Raw genomic sequence first — 21,490 nt, 5'->3', positions numbered from 1 at the left:
ACAAGTGGAGAAGCGTTGGGCTTATAAAACAATTCCACCGGCAGCGGACATCCGGGCGCTTGGAAAGGCCTTAAACCTTAATCCATACCTCTCAGCCATTCTGCTACAGCGTGGTATTACCAACACACAAAAAGCTAAAGAATTTTTTCGTCCATCGCTGGAAGGATTGCACGACCCGTTCTTAATGCGCGACATGGATAAAGCTGTTGAACGGCTAAAGCGGGCAATAGACAATAATGAAAAGATCCTTATCTATGGTGACTACGATGTGGATGGCACTACCGCGGTAGCCCTGGTATATAATTACCTGAATGAATTCTATCCCCACTGCGAAATTTACATCCCCGATCGCAACAAAGAAGGGTACGGTGTTTCTAAGGCAGGAATTGAATATGCCGGTGAAAATAATTTTACGCTGATAATTGCACTGGATTGCGGCATCAAAGCATCGGACATGGTGGTGTTGGCCAACAGTAAAGGCATTGATTTTATTATCTGCGACCACCATTTGCCGGATGAAAAAATTCCACATGCCGTAGCCGTGCTCGATCCAAAACGGAGCGATTGTACATATCCATTCAAAGAACTGAGCGGGTGCGGATTGGGCTTTAAGCTTATTCAGGCCTTTGCCAGGCGGTATCGAACTGAAAAGAATGTTTATCGGTACCTGGATTTAGTGGCGGTTAGCATAGCATCCGACATCGTTCCAATTATCGGAGAAAACCGCATCCTGTCTTTTTATGGAATTAAAAAACTTAATGATGATCCACTACCGGGACTAAAAGCGTTGAAGGAAGTTTCTGCATTAAAACAAGAACTGGATGTTTCAGGAATTGTGTTTACCCTCGGTCCGCGCATTAATGCAGCCGGTAGGGTTGCTCACGCAAGTGCGGCCGTTGAATTGCTTATTACTAAAACCGAAGGCCAGGCTGCAGACCTTGCTCAACACGTTGATGATAAGAATGATTTGCGCAGAGAGTTTGATCTAAGCATTACCGAAGAAGCGCTGGCCATGATAGAAGAAAATGAATCTTTCAAAACGGCACGTTCAACGGTTCTGTTTAAAGACTCCTGGCACAAGGGTGTCATCGGCATTGTTGCTTCGCGTTGCATTGAAAAATTTTACCGGCCTACGGTTATCCTTACCGAATCAAATGGTAAGATAACAGGCTCTGCCCGCAGCGTGAACGGTTTTGATTTATATGAAGCTATTGAACAATGCAGCGACTTGCTTGAGAAATTCGGAGGGCACAAGTATGCGGCCGGGCTCACCCTGGAAAAGCAAAACCTTGAAGCGTTCCGGCAACGTTTTGAAGAAGTGGTTAGCAGCCAAATTACCGCTGAGCAGCTAACACCGGTAATCGAAATTGATGTTCCTGTTAAGTTTGAAGCGATTACACCCCGCTTCATGAGCATTATAAAGCAAATGGCACCGTTCGGACCGGGAAACCACAAGCCGGTATTTGAGGCACGGAATGTGTTTGTATTCAACGCGCTGACAAGTTTTAAAGACAAGCATCTGCGCTTTTTGGCTATGCAAGAAGGGAGCGACACTGTTTTGCAGGTTGTTGCGTTTGATTTGGCCGAACATTATAACCGCCTTTCAATTGGCGAGCGATTCAGAATGGTGTTTAACCTTGAAGAGAACGTATATAATGGAAACACCAGCATTCAATTGCGGGTAAAGGATATTAAATTTGACTGATTGGCAAATATGGTATTGCGAGCAGAAAGCCTTGTTAAAAAATATAAAACACGCACCGTTGTTGATCATGTATCCGTTGAGGTTGCTCAGGGAGAAATTGTTGGTCTGCTTGGCCCCAATGGTGCCGGCAAAACCACTTCGTTCTATATGATAGTGGGGCTCATCAAACCCAATGAAGGAAAAATCTTTCTCGATTCAGAAGAGATCACACCCATGCCCATGTACCAACGGGCCCGAAAGGGCATAGGTTACCTTGCTCAGGAGGCCAGCGTTTTCAGAAAACTAACGGTTGAAGAAAATATTATGGCCGTGCTCGAGATGCGCAACACAACACGGCAACAGCAAAAAGAAAAAGTAGATGAACTGATTAATGAATTCAGCTTACATAAGGTGCGCAAAAGCCTGGGCATGTCACTCTCGGGCGGTGAACGCAGGCGCACCGAAATTGCCCGGGCGCTGGCTGTTGACCCGAAGTTTGTATTACTGGACGAGCCTTTTGCCGGAGTAGACCCGATTGCCGTTGAAGAAATTCAGTCTATCGTAGCAAAACTCAAAAATAAAAACATCGGTATTCTCATCACCGATCACAATGTAGATGAAACCTTGTCGATTACCGACAGGGCCTACCTGATGGTTGACGGCAAATTGTTTAAGTCGGGAACAGCGCAAGAACTCGCCAACGACCCACAGGTTCGCAAAGTGTATCTCGGACAAAACTTTGAACTGCGCAGGGCAAAAGTAACATTGCCCGATGGGCAATAGGTGTTGCTTACGCGCAACCCTTATTGCCTTTCTGTATATTTGGAGTTCTTCTTAACCTATGGGCCTGCTCAACTCCATCCTTACCTGGGTAATGAAAAAGCGCATCCACCAGATGGAGCTTTTTATGAAATATCCGCATGAAGTGCAGGAAGAACTTTATAAAAAGTTAGTTCACGCAGGCAAGGCAACTGAGTTTGGAAAAACCTATGATTTTGCCGGTATCGAAAATGATGAGCAGTACAGGCAGCGGGTTCCGGTTCACACGTATGAACAGTTATACCCCTATATCGAACGGCTGATGCGCGGAGAGCAGTACCTGCTTTGGCCCACCGAAATTAAATGGTTCTCAAAATCTTCAGGTACCACCAACGCACGAAGCAAGTTTATCCCCGTTTCTTACGAAGCGTTGGAGGATTGTCATTTTAAGGGAGGCAAGGATATGCTATCCATTTACGTGAACAATAATCCGAATACAAAAATTTTTGATGGCAAAGGGCTTGCTGTTGGCGGAAGCCACCAGGTAAATGAAAATGATCCAACGGCCTCTTCCTACTATGGCGATGTGTCGGCTGTGATCATGCAAAACCTGCCGGTATGGGCCGAGTTCATTCGCACGCCTAAGCTGGAAACAGCCTTGATGAGTAACTGGGAAGAGAAAATTGAAAAACTGGCTAAGGAAACATCGGTTGAAAACGTGACCAACATTGCCGGTGTACCCACCTGGACCATTTTGCTCATTCAGCGTGTGGTTGAATTAACCGGAAAGAAAAACATCATGGAAGTGTGGCCCAACCTGGAAGCATTTTTTCACGGAGCTGTTTCATTCAAACCCTATCGGAAACTGTTTCAAGACCTCATACCTAATCCAAATATGGTATACTGGGAGATCTATAATGCAAGTGAGGGCTTTTTCGGCATTCAGGACCGGAGCAACTCTGATGAAATGCTGCTGATGCTTGATTATGGCATTTATTATGAGTTTATCCCAATGGATGAAGCGGGAGATAACAAACAAAAAGTTATTCCCTTACGTGAAGTTGAAATCGGGAAAAACTATGCAATGGTTATTACCACCAATGCAGGCCTGTGGCGCTACAACATTGGCGACACCATTAAATTCACATCCCTATCGCCTTACCGCATAAAAATCTCCGGAAGGACCAAACATTTCATCAATGCCTTTGGCGAAGAGGTTATTGTTGACAATGCCGAAGTGGCTATTACAAAGGCGTGCGAGGCTACAGGTGCTATTATTGATAACTATACGGCAGCTCCTATATTTCTGGATGCTAACAAAAAGGGCGGGCATGAATGGATAGTTGAGTTTAAAGTTAAACCCGCTGACCTGGCCCAATTTACCTACGTGCTTGACACAACGCTGCGTCAAATAAACAGTGATTATGATGCCAAGCGATCCCACGATTTGGCATTGGTGGCCCCAAAAGTTCACAGCGTAGATCCGGGCACGTTTTACAACTGGATGAAGAAGCGCGGTAAATTAGGCGGGCAAAATAAGGTACCCCGGCTTTCCAATACACGCGAGTATGTGGAAGATATCCTGTTAATGATTCAGGTGTGAGAACTTTTCTTTGATGACCGTATCCGAACAGGATTGTACCATAAAAAAAATCCTGTAACTGTCAGCAACAGCAGGCTTACCCCTGCAATAGTTGTGTAGCCCAGTTTAATTTGCCCATCGCTGGTGTTGAAAGCAAAATCGAGTAAGGAGCCGTCATGAATTTGTTCAATGATATCTGAAGTGCGGGTATTAACTGCCAGTACGTTGCCGGTAGTGCAATCCAATTGTATTTCGGTGTAATGATTTTTGAATACAAATTTTACAACACCCTTATCCGGCCGGGCATCAATACGGTCCAGTGCCGGAGAAAGATTTTCAGGAAAAGAATCGTGCAATGCTTTTACGGCAAGGGTGTGCAGACTATCGTACGAAAGCCAGTCTTTCATATTTGAAGAAACACCTTTTTCGGTTTTTGGAAGAATCAATCCGCCTGAATGTTTTTTCCAGCCCAAGAGTAATCCGGTAACCGAAATGAAAAAGAAAAACACAAACAGGAAGGTGCCAATCCAATTATGGATTTTCCGGTAGAAGCGGGTGGCGCGGGCTATGTTTTTATTATTGTCCATCTTTTTAAAACCTTAAGACCTGTCAGGTTTCTTAAACCTGACAGGTCTGGGTTTTTAAATTTTAAACAGCAAGGTAATAATTGCATTGCGGCCGGGTGCCGATATGCCTGAAGAATACGGGCGGTAGCGTTTATCAAGCATGTTTTCAATACCGGCATCAACCGTTAAATACGTTGCTGCCTGAAACGATGTTTTCAGATTCAACGTCCACCACGAAGGTGCGTACGGATTGCCATTGGCATCCTTCGCATACAAATGTGCATCAGCTCTTTCGGATAATGCCAGGTTATCGTAGCTAATCTCGCCATTGTAAACCGAGTATAAATCAACCCGTAAATCATTCCAGGAGAAAACCAAATGAGTAGCGCCAAACAAGGGTGCAACGTGCGTAGGCGAATAGGTTTCGCTGCTGCCCGGATAGGTTTCTTTGCCTTTTTGATAGTTGAGATGGGAGGTTAGCAACCAGTATCGGGCAATATTCCAACGCAAGCCCAGCTGGAAACCGGCAACCTTAACCGAGCTGATATTCTGCTGAGAGAGCACGGCACTTAACACACCATCATAAATAATGCTATCTGCCCCGTTAAACGTATCCGGTGCACGGGCAATGGCATTATCAATAAGGGTGTAGTAAGCGGCAACGTCCACTTCTACCGGCCCGATGCGACCGGTTGTTCCAAGCTCAGCATTATATGCCAGTTCCGGCTCAAGGTTCGGATTGGGAACTACCACGCTACCGGGCTGTGAATCGAATACTTTACCGATGTCGTCAACATTGGGTGCACGGAAGCCGCTGGAAAGATTGTTGTACAACTTCCAGTTCGGATTTGGATTGTAAACCAGTCCCACGCTGCCGTTAAGCGCGGTGTTGTTTAGGCTTGCTGATGTAAATGGAAAATCAAAGAGAGCGGTGTCGTAGGTTGCTTCTGTTTGCACATTGGTAATCCGTGCACTGCTGTTCAGTAAAAACTGGTCGCTCAGTTTATGGCGAACACTGGCGTATCCGGCAATGGATGCCCAGGTTGAACCATCGGGATAGCGGGTAGTTGCTGTAGAGATGTTGCCATTGTTTATGTTTTCCCGATAAGCTGTTGAACCCACTTTATTGCTTACATACTCCAGGCCGTAGAAAAGTTTAGTCCGGTCCGACAGGTCTTTATCAATATCGGCATTAACCGAAAGCGCCTTTACATTTTCAAACCGGTTGGTGCGGTTGGATGAACCAAAGTTTCGGGTGTGGCGGCTTTCGCTATAATCCTGGTGAGCCAGCGTAAATCGTGCATGATCCCAAATAGCCGTAGGCTGATCCACGGCTACCTGCAGGTGGTGCATCTGCCATTTTTGTGGGCCATAATACCACTCGGCAGTGGTAAAGGTGCCGCCTGAATTTTTCAGAATCAGCCGGTCGTACCGGGGCACATCCGAAGTTCTGGAATAATGAAAGGCATACAGCAGCGTAATGTTCTCAGTCGGGCGAAAGGCCAGTTTTTGCAAAATATTTTCCTGACTGTAACCGGTAGGTACCTGCAGCCGTGGATTACTGTTTACAAAAACGGAATCGGTATTGTTAACCCTTCGCTGGAAATCGGGTCGTAAATATTCATCAGGTCCTTTGCTCCCTATCAGTAAATCGTCATAATTGGAGTGGGTATAAGCCGCCACCCATGACCACCTCTTTGAACCAAGGGTAAAGTTAAGGTGATTGGTTGCTTCGTTATTGGCCGATGAATACCGGCTGAATGCATTCGCGTTGAACCGGAGTTTTCCGTTTTCAGAAAACCGGGGCGTTAACGTGTGAAAGTCCATCACCCCGCCAATGGCATCGCTGCCATAGATAACCGAACCCGGACCGAAAATCACTTCCGATTCGTCAATGGTGCTGGCATCCAGCGAGATGATGTTTTGCACGTTGCCGCTGCGGAAGATGGCGTTGTTCATCCGAACGCCATCTATTACCAGCAACACACGGCTGGTAGCAAACCCGCGAATCATCGGGCTTCCGCCACCAAGTTGGCTCTTTTGAATGAATACCTGGTTGGACACTCCCAGCAAGTCGGCTGCGGTTTGCGGGTTTTGAAACTGAATGGTAGCCGCACTGATCTTTGTAATGCGGTTGGGAACTTCGCGTATATTCTGCTCCCACCGGCTTGCCGAAACAACCGTTTCGTCAAGAATAAAATTTTTCGGATTGATGTAGGTTGTATCCTTTTGTTCCTGTGCATAAACAGGAAAGTAATAAACCCACATCAATACCAATACGGTAATGATGTGTTTCATTCGACAATAGATTAATGAATAAAGAATATTGTTCAGCAACAACTGCTGCTGATCATTACTAATAGAAGAAAAGAAATCTAAACACGTGGTGGCGGGCTTTGAACCGGTATTAAAATCGAATACACCGGCAGGTGATAGGCTGTTTCTGCTTTTGCATCAGCCATATAAATAAAGTGTAGCTGAAATTCAGGCACCAGAAAAGTAAGCGAAAGAAACTGCTGTATTGATAACGGCAACGGGGTTGAATCCTGATGAGCGCGGTTTGAAACAGCATCCAGGAACGACATCAGGTTATCTTCTGCCTCATCGTGCAAGCACCAAACAGTAACCTTTTCGCCATCATACTGAACACGGGCAATGTCATACATTCTGTCATCCACTTTTATTTCGTGTTCTTCAACGCGTGAGCGCTTAAACTCAGTTTCGGTTAACACCAGTTTTGTCAGATTTTCTTCCGGCAGGGTTTTCAAAGCAAAACGCATTTCCTGTTTTATACGTATCAGCCTGAAGGCAAAGTACAGGTAAATGCCCGCAAAGTTTAATGCGAAGAGAGAAAGAAACAGAATGGCAATCCAGCGCTTCACAAGGCGAATGTAGCGAACTTACAAGCAGAAAATAAAACCCCCGCCACGTAAGTGCAGGGGTTTTTTATTAGCGGATGCCGGGAACGTTTTCCGGTTTCTTCTGCTGCCACTCGAAAGTAGGCTTTTGCTTTCCGGTACCGGTTTCTTCCAAGGTGTTGCCATCGTATATCCGGCCGTTCTTCACCACTTTACTGATGGTGTTGGTGTTGCGGATATTCTCCAACGGATTTTTATCGAGAATAATCAGGTCGGCAAGTTTGCCGGGTTCAATGCTGCCCAGGTCGCCATCCAAGCCCAATCCTTTTGCGCCATGAATGGTAGCCACCTTTAACGCATCGTGGTTTGATAAACCTCCGGACGCCATGGACCACAACTCCCAGTGGAACCCGATGCCCTGCATTTCGCCATGCGAACCAACACCTGCTTTACCGCCAGCTTCTACAAGATCCTTTACAAACTTTGCATGATCGGGAAAGACGTGCTCTTCGTAAATAAACCAGCTGTCAACCCTGCGTGTTTTGGAATCGAGTTCGGTTTTGTGTGTAAACCGGTTCAGCTTTTCATCTTTTGTCGGATTCTCGGTTGCCCAGTAATAGTTTTCGGCAAAAGGGCCGCCATAGGCAACCAGCAATGTTGGCGTGTAGGTAGTTCCTGATTCGGCTACGAAAGTGGTGAAATCTTTATACAGCGGATAAACCGGAAACGCATGTTCGTGGCCCGGGTAGCCGTCAATAATCTGCGTCATGTTCAGTTTAATGTTCAGTCCGCCCTCGGTAGTGGGCATCAGTTTTTGGTCACGGGCAGCCTGAATAACCCATTGTCGTTGCTGGCGATTTCCTACCAGGTACATTTTAATGTACCTGGTATTGTAGTAATCAGAGTATTGCTTGAGAATATCTTTGGCCTGATCGGCATCCTTAATGTTGTATGCCCAGAAGCCAACACCCGGGCCGGTGGAATAAACACGCGGCCCCATAATCTGGCCGGCCTCAACCATATCGGCATAGGTTAACACATCGGTGGTGGCCGTTTGCGGATCGCGCGTGGTGGTTACCCCATAGGCGAGGTTGGCCAGGTACATCCAGATTTCACTCTTGTGAATGCCCCACGCCGGCCACATGTGCGAGTGTGTATCAACAAAACCGGGTATAATGGTTTTCCCGCGCATATCCATTTTTTGTACACTGCCATCCACGCTGATGGTACCGGCAGCGCCAACCTGTTTTATCCGGTTGTTCTCGATAAGCAGATCGCCACTTTCAATAATTTCATTACCCTTCATGGTAATGATGCGCGCATTTTGTAACAACACCTTCGATTTCGGAATATCGCGCGGTACGTTTACCTTAATGCGCACTTCGGTCGGCCTATAGCTTTCGTCTTTTTTCTCCTCTTTTTTATTGCCATTCTTTTCGGGTTCAGCCTTTTCATTTTCTTTTTTCTCTTCGCCTTTTCCCTGCTCTTTCAGTTTTTCTTCTTCCGCCTTTTTCTTTTTCAACTCAAGTTCTTTGGCCTGGGCAGAATCGAGGTTAAACGAAAACAACGCGTTACCCAGCGACCAGTGCACCACGTTACCGGAACTTCCCCACGATGGGAATTCACCACCCAGTTTAGTCAGTTTTCTTGACGGGAACTGCGCATTAGCCGCATCGGCAACTGCAATAGTGGGCGTTTCACCACCGGTTTTCGGAACAGTTACCACATAAACTTCATTGTTAATTTGTGCCAGCGCCTTATCGCCTTCCGGGGCCATCAGGATGACGGCTGCTGGCGAGGGCTGCGGAGTGGGCTCCTGTTCACTTTCCACCATCATGCAATGGTGTTTGGCCGACATACCAAAGGTGGTGATGCCGGTAACTTTAACGTGTCCTTTTTCATCGGAGCCGTCCCACCGGACGGATACCAACCCTTTTTGGCCGTGCGACAAGTAGATACGGTCGTCACTTTTGGTAAAGTGCGGGGTGTGCCTTCCGCGTGCTTTATCGACAATCGTTACAGTTCCGCCATCAGCTGAAATCCAACCGATATTTCGCTCAGCAAAACCAACGGGTCCGTCCTGATCTTTAAAATATTGGGGAGGCGATGCCTCAAAAATTATACGGTTATTCTTGTACGACCATGCCGGATTGCTGTACAGTGCCGGTGTTGATGTTAATTTCTGAACCGTTGGGGCTTTGGCTTTGTAGTTAAATTTATAAATGTGTCCTCCGTTTCCTTCCCAGCTTACCCAAGCCAGTTGATTGCCATCCGGACTCCATATCGGTTGTGCTTCGGTGAAATTAAAAGTACTTACCCGTTTGGGCGTGCCGCTGGGTAAATCCATAACGTAAAGCCGGTTCAGCGCAGTAAAAGCAACCCGCTTACCATCGGGCGAAACCTGCGGATCGCGGATTTGGGTTACCACAAATGTTGGGTCATCTGTAACAGGGTATTTGAAATCCAGCAGCGGGCCCACCTCCACTTCCGTATCCATTTCAAAAGGAATTTCAACAGCATTGCCACCGGCTATCGGTATGCGCCAGAACCGGCCGCCATAGGATGCCACCAGTTCTTTGCTGTCGGGTGTGAAGGACATGGCCGGCAACATGCCCAGCGTGCCGATGGACTCCTGTTCATCGCGCTGTACCGGGTAAGCCAGCCAGCGCTCTTCACCGCTTTCCAGGTTGCGAAGCACCAGGCCAGTGTGTTCGTTGTATCGGCTGCCATAAACCAGCCACTTACCATCGGGCGATAAGGTGGGGGTAAATGCTGAACCATAGCGTGAAGTTTTTAGCTCGGTTTCACCGCGCTCCCGATCGTAAACACCAAGCTGGATTTGCGGCATCATGGCGTTGTAATTCCAGCCTCCAGTACGCTGGGCATACCAAATGTACCGGTCGTCTTTTCCGAAGGCCGGTTCAATCACTTTCAGGTTATCGGGCCGGCTGATCAGTTGTGCCCCACCCCCACCATCTTTGTGGAAGAGCCATAACTTCAGATTTAACCGGCCTTTGCTGGCAACGATGTATTGGCCATCGGGTGTCCACTCGGCCGACTGGTAGTTGTCGTTGTTGCCCTTGGTTACCTGTGTTGAATCCTTTTTGTCGAGCGAGAAGTGCCACACGTTTTCGCCACCGCTGCGATCAGAAATAAAGAGTATGCTTTTGCCATCGGGGCTGAAACGCGGGTGCGAATCGAAGGCCATGCCTTTCATAAAGGGCTGCGCCTTGCCGCCAGTTATCGGCAGCAAGTACAAATCGCCAAGCAAATCGAACACTATGGTTTTTCCATCGGGGCTCACATCCAGCGACATCCACGAGCCTTCGTTGGTTTTGATTTTTATTTTTCGGGCTGCTTCCAGCGGCAGATCTTTTTTCTTTTTCGGTTTTTCTTTTTTTACGGTATCCGGTTTCGGATCTTTCTTTTCATCCTGGGCATTGGCACTTTGAAAAAGAAGCAGGCTTACGATGATGAGAAGAGCGTATTTCATGAGATTGGAATTTTAATTTGAAGATGCTGAAATAAACGAAATGAATTTTTGGAAGTTACAGGAGTGGTCAGGTTACGTGAACAGGTTATTTAATTCAAGGTCAACCCGGCTTACAATAAAAGCAAAGTCGTCAATGCGTTCTACAAAATCCAGGTCGTTGGTATTGATGATGAGCAGCCTGCCGAGTTTGTAGCTGCTAATCCATTTCTCGTAGTATTCGTTCAGGTTTTTAAGGTAATCGAGCCGCATGGCGTATTCAAAATCGCGGCCGCGTTTCTGAATTTGACGCACTAACTTGGGGATGTCGGAGCGCAGGTAGATGAGCAGGTCGGGCGGGGGCACAAAGTTGATCATCGAATTAAAAATATCGAGGTAGCTCTGGTAGTCGCGTTCGTTAATATGTCCGCTGGCATGCAGGTTGGCCGCAAAAATGTAAGCATCTTCGTAAATGGTGCGGTCCTGAATGGTGGTTTTTTTGTTGGCGCGGATTTCATTTACCTGCCGGAAACGGCTGTTGAGAAAATAGATTTGCAGGTGAAAGGCCCAGCGCGTCATGTCGTTATAGAAATCGCGCAGGTACGGATTTTTGTCAACCGATTCGTACAGCGGTGTCCACCCGTAGTGTTTGCTCAGTTTTTCAACCAGGCTGGTTTTGCCGCACCCGATGTTTCCGCAGATGGCAATGTGTTTTAGCTGGGTCATTTTTTTAAGGGTGTCAAAGATAGCCGATCACTCACTAACCACAATTGCGATTTTGTTGCCCTGTGAGTTTACTGCCATCCTTGAAACACCTGTTAAAGCCTTTTGAATTTCAACTTTATTCCACGTTTTATTCTTGCCGGGCTTCATCGAATAAATCTCCAGTTCCATGCTGCGCAGCAAAGTGCCATCGGGAGTCCAGGTTAGCAGAGGTTCTTTTTCAGTTGTCAGCACGGCCAGGTCTGTAATGGAAAGGTTGTCGGATCTGAGTTTTTTGATTACCCATGTTTTATCCGCTTGCTGCTGCACAAAACTCATGGCATTTTCCTTTGGAATGTTGTGTAACGACCGCCCAATGTTTTCGGCCAGTAAGGTTGCCTTGCCTGTTTCAACATCTACAAGCTGCAGCGTAAACGGCTGAGGTAAAATAAATGTCAGTACACGCCTTTCATCCATCCATGCGTGGTAACCAACCGTAAGGTTGTTGATTAACACAACGGGCTCTCCGCCTTCAATGGGATAGTTGCCCAGATCCTGCGCACCGTTGTCGCGCTGAATAATGCAGGAAATAAATTTCTTATCGGGCGTTACAGTAGGCGAGTACTCGCGTTCAGGTGTTTGGGTAAATTTTCTGGTAGAACCTGTTTCATAATTATATTCCATAATATCCGTACGACCGGTAGCATCAGCCGAAGCGTAGTAGAGCAGCGGTTTATCGGGATGGAAATACGGCTGGTTGTCGTAACCCGGCCGGGCCGTAATGTTCTTCGGATTACTGAGCACAAAGGCTCCTTTTTTCTTATTCAGATCAAACAGGTAAATATCGGTACCGGGCGGCTGCTGGCTAAGTGCTGAAAGCGCAATCAGACAAAGGGAAAGCAGTAGTAAATTTTTCATGGTGGATTTAATCATAAATAAAACTAACTTTTCTTCATGAAAAACACACTGCTTCTTTTAGTACTGTTCGCATCTACGCAACTTTTCAGTCAGAGCAGCTATTACCTGCAGCCCGACCGGGTGTTTGACGGCACACAGATGCAGGAAGGCTGGGCCGTACTGGTGGTCGGAAATAAAATTGCCGCGGCCGGTCCTGCTTCGCAGGTAAAGCCACCAAAAGAGGCAACGGTTTTGAAACTAACCGGATGCACCCTGTTGCCGGGGTTAATTGAGGGGCACTCCCATTTGTTTCTTTATCCATACAACATTACCGATTGGGACACGCAGGTGTTGAAAGAAACCGATGCCTATCGTACAGCACGGGCAACGGTTCACGCAAAGAATACACTCATGGCCGGCTTCACTACGGTGCGTGATTTGGGCACTGAAGGCGCAGGCTATGCCGATGTGGCATTGAAGCGTGCGATTAATGAAGGAATCATTCCCGGTCCGCGGATGATTGTGGCCGGAAGAGCGATCGTCTCCACGGGTTCGTACGGACCAAAAGGCTACGATGATGATTCAAAGATCATGCTTGGCGCTGAACCGGCCGATGGCAACGAGCTGATCCGCGTGGTGCGCGACCAGATTGGAAAGGGCGCTGACTTTATAAAAGTATATGCCGATTACCGGTGGGGAACGAAAGGAGAGGACCGCCCCTCCTTTACACTGGATGAGCTGAAACTGGTTAATGAAGTGGCGCGCAGCAGCGGGCGCTACCTGGTGTGTCACGCCAAATCAAAAGAGGCCATGAAACGCGCCATCCTGGCCGGAGCCGAAACCATAGAGCATGGCGACTACCTGGATGAAGAGATTGCGCAGTTGATGAAGCAACACAATGTTACCTATTACGCCACGCTGGGTGCAGTTGACGCCATACAGCAATACCGCGGATGGAAGAAAGGAAAAGATCCGGAGCCGTCACTTGTGCAACAAAAGAAGCGAAGTTTTAAAATTGCGCTCGATGCCGGAGTTACTATAGGCATGGGCGGTGATGTGGGTGTTTATCATCACGGTGAAAATGTTTACGAAATGGAACTGATGGCCGAGTACGGCATGAAGCCGATAGAAATACTCAAAGCGGCAACCTCGGTAAATGCCAAAGCACTTCACATGGAAAATGAAATTGGCAGTATAAGGGCCGGGCTGCTGGCCGATTTGGTGGCGGTTAAGGGCGACCCGTCAAAGAATATATCGGAATTGAGAAAAACAGAGTTTGTGATGAAAGATGGCATAAGGTATCGTTAGATCGGAACAGCCATTTTGCAGAAGTTACTAGGTTTTGGATTCTTACTTATTTTATTTCTAATCAGGGGTTGACATTCTCATTGAATACAGGTTAACTTCAATGTGTCGTTCATTGAAGCATTCAAAACCCCAGAAATATGACACGTTTGATTACCCACCCGCTGACCGCAGTTATTTTGATTGTGGCCGGAGCAGTACATGCACAGCCTAGCGATAGCCAGGTTATTACCGATTGTGTGAAAAATAAGGACGGCCTTATTGAAGCGACCTGTACAAAGGGCAAAACAGGAGAGCAGTATTGGCATAGCGGAGACCAGGCCTGGTATTGGGATCGCGGAGTGGTAATTAAACGCAAAGCCAATATAAGCGGTGCACCAAATGCCGTAGTTGTTGTTAAAGGACTTGCCCGGTACAATGTGCTGGGAGGTAAGTACACGTTTAAAAAGTTTTATACGACTTCAAATGAATACGAGGGCATTCCTACACCATCCGCAGAGGCACTCACAAACTATGTTAATCAGAATTTGAAGAAAGTATTTAGTGGACGCGAACATTCAATTACAGAAGTGAGTACCGTGGCTATTGACCCCGAAAAGGCATGGACCTGGCACGAGATAACACGGTTTTCTGTTCCGATTATTATTCAGTACAAAGAAGTGGTAAACAATACGGAAATAGCCGATAAAAAAGGAGTCTTTGATGTAATGTTCTACCGCATGGATGCCAATAGCCTGCCGCACAATCTTCTATCGGTAGAAACAACCTCACAGGAGATTGGTAGAAAAAAATATACCGAGCAGCAAATCAGGATGATGAAATCACTGGCAGACAATTAATCAGGTAAACTTCACTGATTACAGCCAACTTGTTTTTTTGATCAATCTTTATCGGCAGCGTCAGCTTTCTTCAATTCCTCATCAATTATTTTTTCAATCAGGTCACGTTGGCGTTCGTTAATGGTTTGGTCAACCTTCGCTTGTTTTTTCATAAACCGCAGCATGGCGTTTTTCTTTATTTCATACGCCATGAATACGGTGTATTCTTTTGTTTTTTCGTTGTAGTATTTCTCTTCGCCAATCTTGCGCAGGTCGGAGATGTCGGTATTCATCACCTGGCGGACGAGGCTTTGAAATTTATCGGCTATATCGGCTGCGCGCTCATTTCCGGTATCGGAAAGGTACTGGTCGGCCACCTGTTTCATGGTGGTGTTAACCTGTCCGGCCAACTGGGCTTTGGCATCCAGGTCGGCTTTGCTGCGTGCAATATTATCCTGCGAACTGGAGCCTTTGCCTGTTCCGCGCCAGAAGCGGTTGTTTGATTCATAGGCATTTCCCTGAAAGGGCTCTTTAACTTTTTTCCCCAATATCCCAGAAGAACAGGCGGCAATGAGGAGGGTCAGTATAGCGAACAAAGTGATTTTAACCGATTTCATAAATTTTGTTGATGGTCTGCTCGAAAAGTACGAAAAATTGTGCCAAGCTAAATTGGGGTCACCTAAATAACCTATATATTAAAAAAGAATGTGGAATAGGAGCTGGTTAATAAATTACAGGAGGCTTTTCATCCTTCTGGTTGGTTTAGCAAGCATAACAACTATTGCTCAGATCCCGGATAATGAGTTAATGTCAGCCATCAGGCAGCAGGAAGAGCGGATGCTGATGAAATACCGTTTGGAGGTTGCCAAGGCCCGGTTGTTGTACGAAAAGGCAGTTGCTTCCAATTGTGCAACCTGTATAGCCCGTGCAGGTTATATGTATGGAAAATATTTATGGGCCGATGGGCTTTATCAGGATGGACTTAATTACTTATTTCCTGCACTTGCAATCGCCAGGGGCCAGGCTGATTACGAAACTGTTGCGGATTGCGCCAACATAATTGGTAACACCTATTACTATCAGGCCTATTACGATTCAGCTTTACAGTATTTCGAAATTGCTTTCAAGGCGTTTGAGTTGGCAGATGATTATGCCGGCCAGATAAGAATTTTGCACGATATATCCTTAATGTTTCACCGAAAGGGCGATTTTAAAAAAACAATCGAGTATATCTTTAAAAAGGAACAACTGGAAGCTCAGCATCCTGAAGTTTTAGCTGAAATTGAATCGTATGGAGCAATGGGCAGTTTGCTTAACGATTCATTGTATTATCTGGAAAAGATAAACAAGGCTCATATTGAATTAGATCGATTTAGATTAAGCGGAGACAAAAACGGGATTTCGAGAGCCTATTTCAACCTGGGGAAGGCATACAGTCAGCTTAAAAATCCGCTATTGGCAGCACGGTTTTATATCAAAATGTGTGAGGCGCAGGTTCAGGCAGGTAAAATTCCTGAATGGCAATATGTAGCCATGGCTTATCAGGATGCTGCAAATAAGGATTCTACCTTTTATTATTATCGTCAATCTTTAAAAGTGAGAGACCTGGCAACACGATTATACAATGATTGGATAATTGAATTAATAGGCGATGCTCATTTACATTTTGGCCGCCCGGACTCAGCAATCTATTACTATGATATTGCCATGCGCAGTAACAAAGAACTTAATAATCGGCTTACAGTAGTCGGTCAGCATCGCAATTATGTACGTGCGTATACCCAGTTAGGAGATTTTCAAAAGGCGCAATATCACCTTGATCAGGGTCTTGGACTGGCCAGGCCGGTTTCTTTAATCCATGTTCGCAACCTGTATAATGCGGGAAGGGCCCTGTTTGAAAAAATGGGCGATTTTAAAAGGGCATATCAATACCAAGGCTTGTATTCAGCCCTGTCGGACAGCATACATAGAAATGAAACTGCCGTGAATCTGGCACGACTTCAGGTTGATTTTAAAACCTCGATTAAGGAACGTGAGGTAGAGCGGTTAACCCAGCAAAGCGAAATCAAAGATGCACGTATCCGCGCCCGTAATCTTCAGATAGGGCTGGCAATAACGTTAGTAGCCCTGGTAGGTTCAGGGGCTGGCTTTTATTTCTTAAGGTTCCGGCAAAAAAAGAAAATGTCTGAGCTGCTTGAGCAAAAGAATCGATTAATAGAAGAACAGAACACATCCCTTCTAAAACAAAATAAAGAGAAGGAAGTGCTGTTGGCGGAGGTACACCACCGGGTTAAGAATAATCTTCAGGTCATGTCAAGCCTCATTAACATTAAAGCGCGCACGACCGATGAGTCCAGTAAAGTCGTTTTAGATGATGTAGTCAATCGCATCTATGCATTAGGATTAATTTATGAAATGCTTTACAATACAGACGATTTAAGTAATATCAACCTGAAGGAGTACCTAAGCCAGCAATTTGTGTTATTATTCAAAACCTTAAATAATTTTTCAGTTGAAGTAAAGCCGGAAATCAGTATAGAGCCGATCTGGGTGGATGTTGATACAGCGATGAATATTGGATTGATTAATAATGAACTGATAACTAACGCAATGAAATATGCCTTTACCACCGACCAACCGGATCGAAGAGTGAAGATTTATTTATACCGACAAAATGGTACGATAAAGTTTGAAATTTCTGACAATGGATTGAGTCTGTTCAGGTCTCAAAAAGAAATTAAATCGTCATTTGGCTTACGATTTGTTGAACAGGTTGTTACCACAAAACTTGGAGGAACAATTGAAATTACATACAACAAGGGTCTTTCAGTTTGCATGAGCCTGAAGCCCGTAAAATCCATGAAGCATGAACAACATACGGATAGCAATAGTTGAGGATGAGTTTGTAATTGCCGAGGACATCTCCAGCCTATTACACAACCACGGGTATCATGTTACCGGGGTTTACCCATCGGCCGAGATAGCTTTACCGGAAATATTAAAGCAACCCCCTGATTTAATGTTGGTTGATATTAACTTGGCCGGGGCCCTTAATGGGATTTACCTCGTATCAAAGATTAGTGAGAGAATGGAAGTACCCGTAATTTATATTACCGCTAATTCAGATCCGGAAACATATAACCGGGCCAAAAGCACCAAACCCAATGCATTCTTGATCAAACCCTTTACACCTGCCAACTTACTTGCATCAATTGATTTGGCCCTTTACAATTTTTCACAAAATCAAGTACCCCCTCAAATTAAAACAGCTATTGAACCGGGCCGCCCCGACTTTCAAACCCTTATTCATCAAAGCTTATTTATCAGGGTGAACGGAAAGCATAAAAAGATTGCACCAGAATCAATAAGATTTGCTGAGGCAAGCGGGAGCTACACAATTCTGAAAACCGATACGGAACAATACACAATTTCTCAGAATTTAAGTCAATTTATGCAAAAAACACCCTTACCGGATTTGATCAGAATTCATCGCTCCTACATTGTTAACCTCAAGCGAATAGACTCGTTTGACGAAGCATACGTATTTGTGGGTAATCAGCGTATCCCTATTGGCGAGAGCTACCGGATGAATTTCATGAACAGAATCCACTGCATCTGATAGGTTAATAAACCAGAGTGCAGCTTTTACAAAAAAATCCGTGGGCTTTGTAAAATCGAGCATTCTTTTCTTTCAGCAGGTTTGCATTTTCAATCAAAAAAACTCAAACCATGCTGAAAAATTCAGTCCTTTTATTCGTCCTGTTATCAGGCCTGGCACTTAGTTGCGGAGGTGACGGAGATGGTCATCCAGGGTATTTCGATTACACCGTTTTCAATGGCGAGGCACCGCCCATAGATGGGCAAATGCAACGTGCGCCCAATGCAACGGTTAAAGTTTACCAATCTGCCCAGGCCTGGCTTGATGGACAAGCCCCGTTAAAGACATTTACCACGAATGCACAGGGTGAAATTCTTGGCGCAAACGACAAGTTTCCGGAGGGTTCAGTTGCTTATGCTGAGAGCGGCTCACTGAATAACTGGCCAGAATTTCTTAGAAATCCGTTATTAGAAGACTCTAATTATCCTGACAGGCGTACAGGGGGAAGTAATCTTTACGAAACGTTTATGCAGAACTTCCTGGCCAATGAAACCAAAATCTATTTATTAACTGATGTATGGGTGAATGGCTCAACCGTTTTTGGAAGCGTGGCCGACTGCAGTAAGGACAACTTCCTGAAATTAAAGAGAAACGGTGGTGTGTTTTACAGTGAAGGGACCGATGTATGTACCGGCAAGGAGGCAACAACTGACTTTGACCTTATTCACAACAGTGTGAACCAAACGGCTATCGCAAGCATGCACAGCCGAATATTTTATGATGTATACATTTACTGGGCGGATGTTAATTACCGGATTTACATCAAGACCGATTTCACTGAAATATGGTTTAAAGTTAATGTAGGCGCCAACGAACACATCTCAATATATACAAGACAATAACTTTTAAATTTTAACTACCATGAAGAAAAATGTTTTAGTAATCCTATCCCTTTTTGTTATCAGTCAGGCACTTGCTCAGATTGATAAAGGAACAATATTTCTTGCAGGCTCATCAAGCCTGAACGGCATCCAGCAGGATGAAGACTCTGGTGATGATGTGACATTTAATCTTTCTGTTAAAGGAGGATATTTTCTTATCAATAACCTTGCAGTTGGTTTAAATGCATCAGTTGATAAACCCTTTGGAACCAACACAAAAACTATTGGTATCGGTCCGTTTGCGCGCTATTATGTTGGCGGGCGTTTCTTCCTGGGCGCTGGCTTTACAAGTTACAGTGTAGATGATTACTCATATTCTGTTATTCCAGTCGAAGTGGGTTATGCATTATTCCTGGCCGATATTGTTGCGCTGGAGCCCTCCTTGTTTTATTCCAAATATGGCGGAGATGCAGAAGGCTCGCTCTTCGGACTAAACCTGGGCATATCAATTTATTTTGGACGGTAAATTTATTAAGCCGGTATAACCACCTGCCAGCGGAAGGCCCACTTCCAGCGGATGGTAAACCTGGTTATACCGGCTTCCTTTAAAATCTGAGTCAACTCCGAACGGGTAAAACCGCGCAATACCGAAAGGGGCGCATCGTACTTAACCATATCGGAGCGGGAAAACAACCAGGTTAACAGTTTAATTGAATAGTAAGCCAGCGCGTGCCGGTGCAGATCATTGATAACGATACCGACATCAGCCTGCTTTTTTATTTGTTTCAGAATATCGATGAGTTGGGCCGAAGAAAAATGATGAAAGAACAGAGTGGCCACAATAATATCAAACTTCCTTTGCTGAAAATCGGCTGTCAGAATATTTTCGGTTACCAGGTGTATGGCAGAGATGCCGGCACAATTTTTCTTAGCGTACTCAATAATGTTCGGGTTGGCATCAATACCGGTTAAAATTGCTTTGACTCCTTTTACTTGCAGCCGGTGCGAAATCCGTTTCAGCATTTCCCCGCTTCCGCAGCCCAGGTCGGCAATGTAAACGGAAGCATGCTCCCGGTTTTTCAGCAAGGCATCAATACCACTAAACGTGATGGCATTGCCGCCCAGCCATTTGTTTATAAACTCCAGTTCGCGCAGGGTTTGATCAACTACTTCGCCTGAGCAGGCAAGATCGTCCATGATTTCCGGTGCCCCTGACCGCAATAAAAACCGGCTCATGCTTTAACAGTTTTCAATAGCATGCTTTCCATGGTCAGGCCCGGACCGAAGGCAAAACTCAGAACACGGGCGCCTTCATCTTTATCGTTCAGCTCATCGTAAATTCTTTTTAAAACGAACAACACGGTTGGCGATGACATGTTTCCGTAATTCTGCAGCACCTGATAGGCATGGTGGTTCTGGTTGGTTGGTATATTCAGTTGGGCTTCAATTACCTCAAGGATGCGTTTTCCGCCCGGGTGAATGGCAAAGTAATTTATATCCGAAAGTCGCTTTTTCAAATGCGAAAGCAAGTGCTCCGTCAAACTCCTGATTCCGTTTTTAATGATATCGGGCACATAGCTTGATAGTTTCATTTCAAAACCCATATTACCAATGCTCCAGGCCATGTGTTCAGTTCCATTGTACGCAAGTGCATTATGAAAGGCTTCGGGCTGAAAATTTATACCGGAGCGCGGGTTGCTCTCAACCAGCAGCGCTGCGGCACCATCGGCAAACAGGGCATTGGCCAGCAGGTTATCTTCGGTTGGTTTTTTTTGAAAGTGCAGGCTGCAGGTTTCGGTGCACACAACCAGCACACGCGCATGCGGTTCGGCAGTACAAAATGCATGGGCTGCTTTAATGGCATTAAAGGCTGCATAACAACCCATGAAGTTGATGCACAGCCGGTTAATGTTTTCGCGTAATCCAACTTGCTTTACCAGGTCGATATCCAGCCCGGGGGCATACATGCCGGTACAACTTACTACGATGAGATGTGTGACGGATTGATAATCAAATGATGCATCATGTATACAATCGGTAATAGCCTGTACACTTAGTGCCAGGGCGCTTTTGCGATATACGTCCAAGCGTGTTTCGGTAGAAGGAAACGGATCGAATGTTTCGGGGTAAAATGAAAAGTTTTCTGTTTTGCCATAATCACTTAATACCGAATGGCGCCAGTCAATACCACTTGCTTTGAAAATGGTGCGTAGTTTACGGCTGTCTTCGCGATTCAGGCCCATCGCCCTTATCATAAAACTGGCGATCACCTCCTGGCTAAACCGGTTTTCCGGAACAGCTGTACCAATGGCGGTTATAAAACTCATGCTTTCAATAATACCGTAAAATAATCTATTTTGGTTCGCAACCC

The 21,490-nt window shown here is 45.6% G+C and carries 18 protein-coding genes; 9 read left to right on the top strand and 9 right to left on the bottom strand.

The window, feature by feature from the left end; genetic code table 11:
- Nucleotides 1-4: 4 nt before the first annotated feature.
- Genes recJ through HRU69_04255 form a run of 3 tightly spaced genes read left to right on the top strand, consistent with a single transcriptional unit; the run spans nt 5 to nt 4,046 of the window.
- A complete protein-coding gene (gene recJ, locus HRU69_04265; GenBank protein QOI96753.1) occupies nt 5-1,705 on the top strand; it encodes a single-stranded-DNA-specific exonuclease RecJ in 1,701 nt (566 codons plus the stop codon).
- Nucleotides 1,706-1,714: 9 nt separating this feature from the next.
- Complete coding sequence (gene lptB / locus HRU69_04260; protein ID QOI96752.1) at nt 1,715-2,467, top strand: LPS export ABC transporter ATP-binding protein; 753 nt, start codon at nt 1,715-1,717, stop codon at nt 2,465-2,467.
- 58 nt (nt 2,468-2,525) lie between these two features.
- Nucleotides 2,526-4,046, top strand: coding sequence for a GH3 auxin-responsive promoter family protein (locus HRU69_04255; GenBank protein ID QOI96751.1), 1,521 nt, complete (start codon nt 2,526-2,528; stop codon nt 4,044-4,046).
- Here HRU69_04255 and HRU69_04250 read toward each other — a convergent pair.
- The 6 genes from HRU69_04250 to HRU69_04225 all read right to left on the bottom strand — a co-directional run bounded on the left by HRU69_04250 (nt 4,037) and on the right by HRU69_04225 (nt 12,538).
- Complete coding sequence (locus tag HRU69_04250) at nt 4,037-4,612, bottom strand: PepSY domain-containing protein (protein QOI96750.1); 576 nt, start codon at nt 4,610-4,612, stop codon at nt 4,037-4,039. The two genes, HRU69_04255 and HRU69_04250, sit on opposite strands and share 10 nt — an antisense overlap.
- A gap of 54 nt (nt 4,613-4,666) precedes the next feature.
- Nucleotides 4,667-6,889, bottom strand: coding sequence for a TonB-dependent receptor (locus HRU69_04245; protein ID QOI96749.1), 2,223 nt, complete (start codon nt 6,887-6,889; stop codon nt 4,667-4,669).
- A 77-nt stretch (nt 6,890-6,966) separates the two neighbouring features.
- A complete protein-coding gene (locus tag HRU69_04240; protein ID QOI96748.1) occupies nt 6,967-7,473 on the bottom strand; it encodes a hypothetical protein in 507 nt (168 codons plus the stop codon).
- 67 nt (nt 7,474-7,540) lie between these two features.
- Nucleotides 7,541-10,942: a PD40 domain-containing protein gene (locus tag HRU69_04235; GenBank protein ID QOI96747.1), complete on the bottom strand. Its 3,402-nt coding sequence runs from the start codon at nt 10,940-10,942 to the stop codon at nt 7,541-7,543.
- A gap of 72 nt (nt 10,943-11,014) precedes the next feature.
- Nucleotides 11,015-11,644 (bottom strand): deoxynucleoside kinase, encoded by a 630-nt coding sequence (locus HRU69_04230; protein ID QOI96746.1) that lies wholly within the window; start codon nt 11,642-11,644, stop codon nt 11,015-11,017.
- Nucleotides 11,645-11,671: 27 nt separating this feature from the next.
- On the bottom strand, nt 11,672-12,538 hold the full coding sequence (locus HRU69_04225; protein ID QOI96745.1) for a hypothetical protein: 867 nt from the start codon (nt 12,536-12,538) through the stop codon (nt 11,672-11,674).
- 36 nt (nt 12,539-12,574) lie between these two features.
- Between HRU69_04225 and HRU69_04220 the strand changes: the two genes are divergently transcribed.
- On the top strand, nt 12,575-13,825 hold the full coding sequence (locus HRU69_04220; protein QOI96744.1) for an amidohydrolase family protein: 1,251 nt from the start codon (nt 12,575-12,577) through the stop codon (nt 13,823-13,825).
- A 137-nt stretch (nt 13,826-13,962) separates the two neighbouring features.
- Nucleotides 13,963-14,661, top strand: coding sequence for a hypothetical protein (locus HRU69_04215; GenBank protein ID QOI96743.1), 699 nt, complete (start codon nt 13,963-13,965; stop codon nt 14,659-14,661).
- A gap of 41 nt (nt 14,662-14,702) precedes the next feature.
- On the opposite strand, the gene HRU69_04210 is transcribed toward HRU69_04215, so the two are convergent.
- Nucleotides 14,703-15,257: a hypothetical protein gene (locus tag HRU69_04210; protein ID QOI96742.1), complete on the bottom strand. Its 555-nt coding sequence runs from the start codon at nt 15,255-15,257 to the stop codon at nt 14,703-14,705.
- 190 nt (nt 15,258-15,447) lie between these two features.
- Between HRU69_04210 and HRU69_04205 the strand changes: the two genes are divergently transcribed.
- The 4 genes from HRU69_04205 to HRU69_04190 all read left to right on the top strand — a co-directional run bounded on the left by HRU69_04205 (nt 15,448) and on the right by HRU69_04190 (nt 19,645).
- Nucleotides 15,448-17,535: a sensor histidine kinase gene (locus tag HRU69_04205; GenBank protein QOI96741.1), complete on the top strand. Its 2,088-nt coding sequence runs from the start codon at nt 15,448-15,450 to the stop codon at nt 17,533-17,535.
- A complete protein-coding gene (locus HRU69_04200) occupies nt 17,507-18,259 on the top strand; it encodes a response regulator (protein QOI96740.1) in 753 nt (250 codons plus the stop codon). Before HRU69_04205 ends, HRU69_04200 begins: the two co-directional genes overlap by 29 nt.
- Nucleotides 18,260-18,369: 110 nt before the next feature.
- Nucleotides 18,370-19,140 (top strand): hypothetical protein, encoded by a 771-nt coding sequence (locus tag HRU69_04195; GenBank protein QOI96739.1) that lies wholly within the window; start codon nt 18,370-18,372, stop codon nt 19,138-19,140.
- 19 nt (nt 19,141-19,159) lie between these two features.
- Nucleotides 19,160-19,645, top strand: a complete 486-nt coding sequence (locus HRU69_04190; GenBank protein QOI96738.1) for a hypothetical protein — start codon at nt 19,160-19,162, stop codon at nt 19,643-19,645.
- Nucleotides 19,646-19,650: 5 nt separating this feature from the next.
- Here the strand turns inward: HRU69_04190 and HRU69_04185 are convergent, their stop codons facing one another.
- Together HRU69_04185 and HRU69_04180 are read right to left on the bottom strand one after the other, a co-directional pair.
- A complete protein-coding gene (locus tag HRU69_04185) occupies nt 19,651-20,355 on the bottom strand; it encodes a methyltransferase domain-containing protein (GenBank protein QOI96737.1) in 705 nt (234 codons plus the stop codon).
- The gene (locus HRU69_04180) at nt 20,352-21,446 is read right to left on the bottom strand and encodes a type III polyketide synthase (GenBank protein QOI96736.1); all 1,095 of its coding nucleotides are present in this window, start codon (nt 21,444-21,446) and stop codon (nt 20,352-20,354) included. Before HRU69_04180 ends, HRU69_04185 begins: the two co-directional genes overlap by 4 nt.
- Nucleotides 21,447-21,490 lie beyond the last annotated feature (44 nt).

Source organism: Flammeovirgaceae bacterium (assembly GCA_015180985.1).
In the GTDB taxonomy this organism is placed as follows: domain Bacteria; phylum Bacteroidota; class Bacteroidia; order Cytophagales; family Cyclobacteriaceae; genus UBA2336.
The sequence above is the reverse complement of the archived record's forward strand: the minus strand, read 5'-3'. Positions and strand labels throughout refer to the sequence as shown.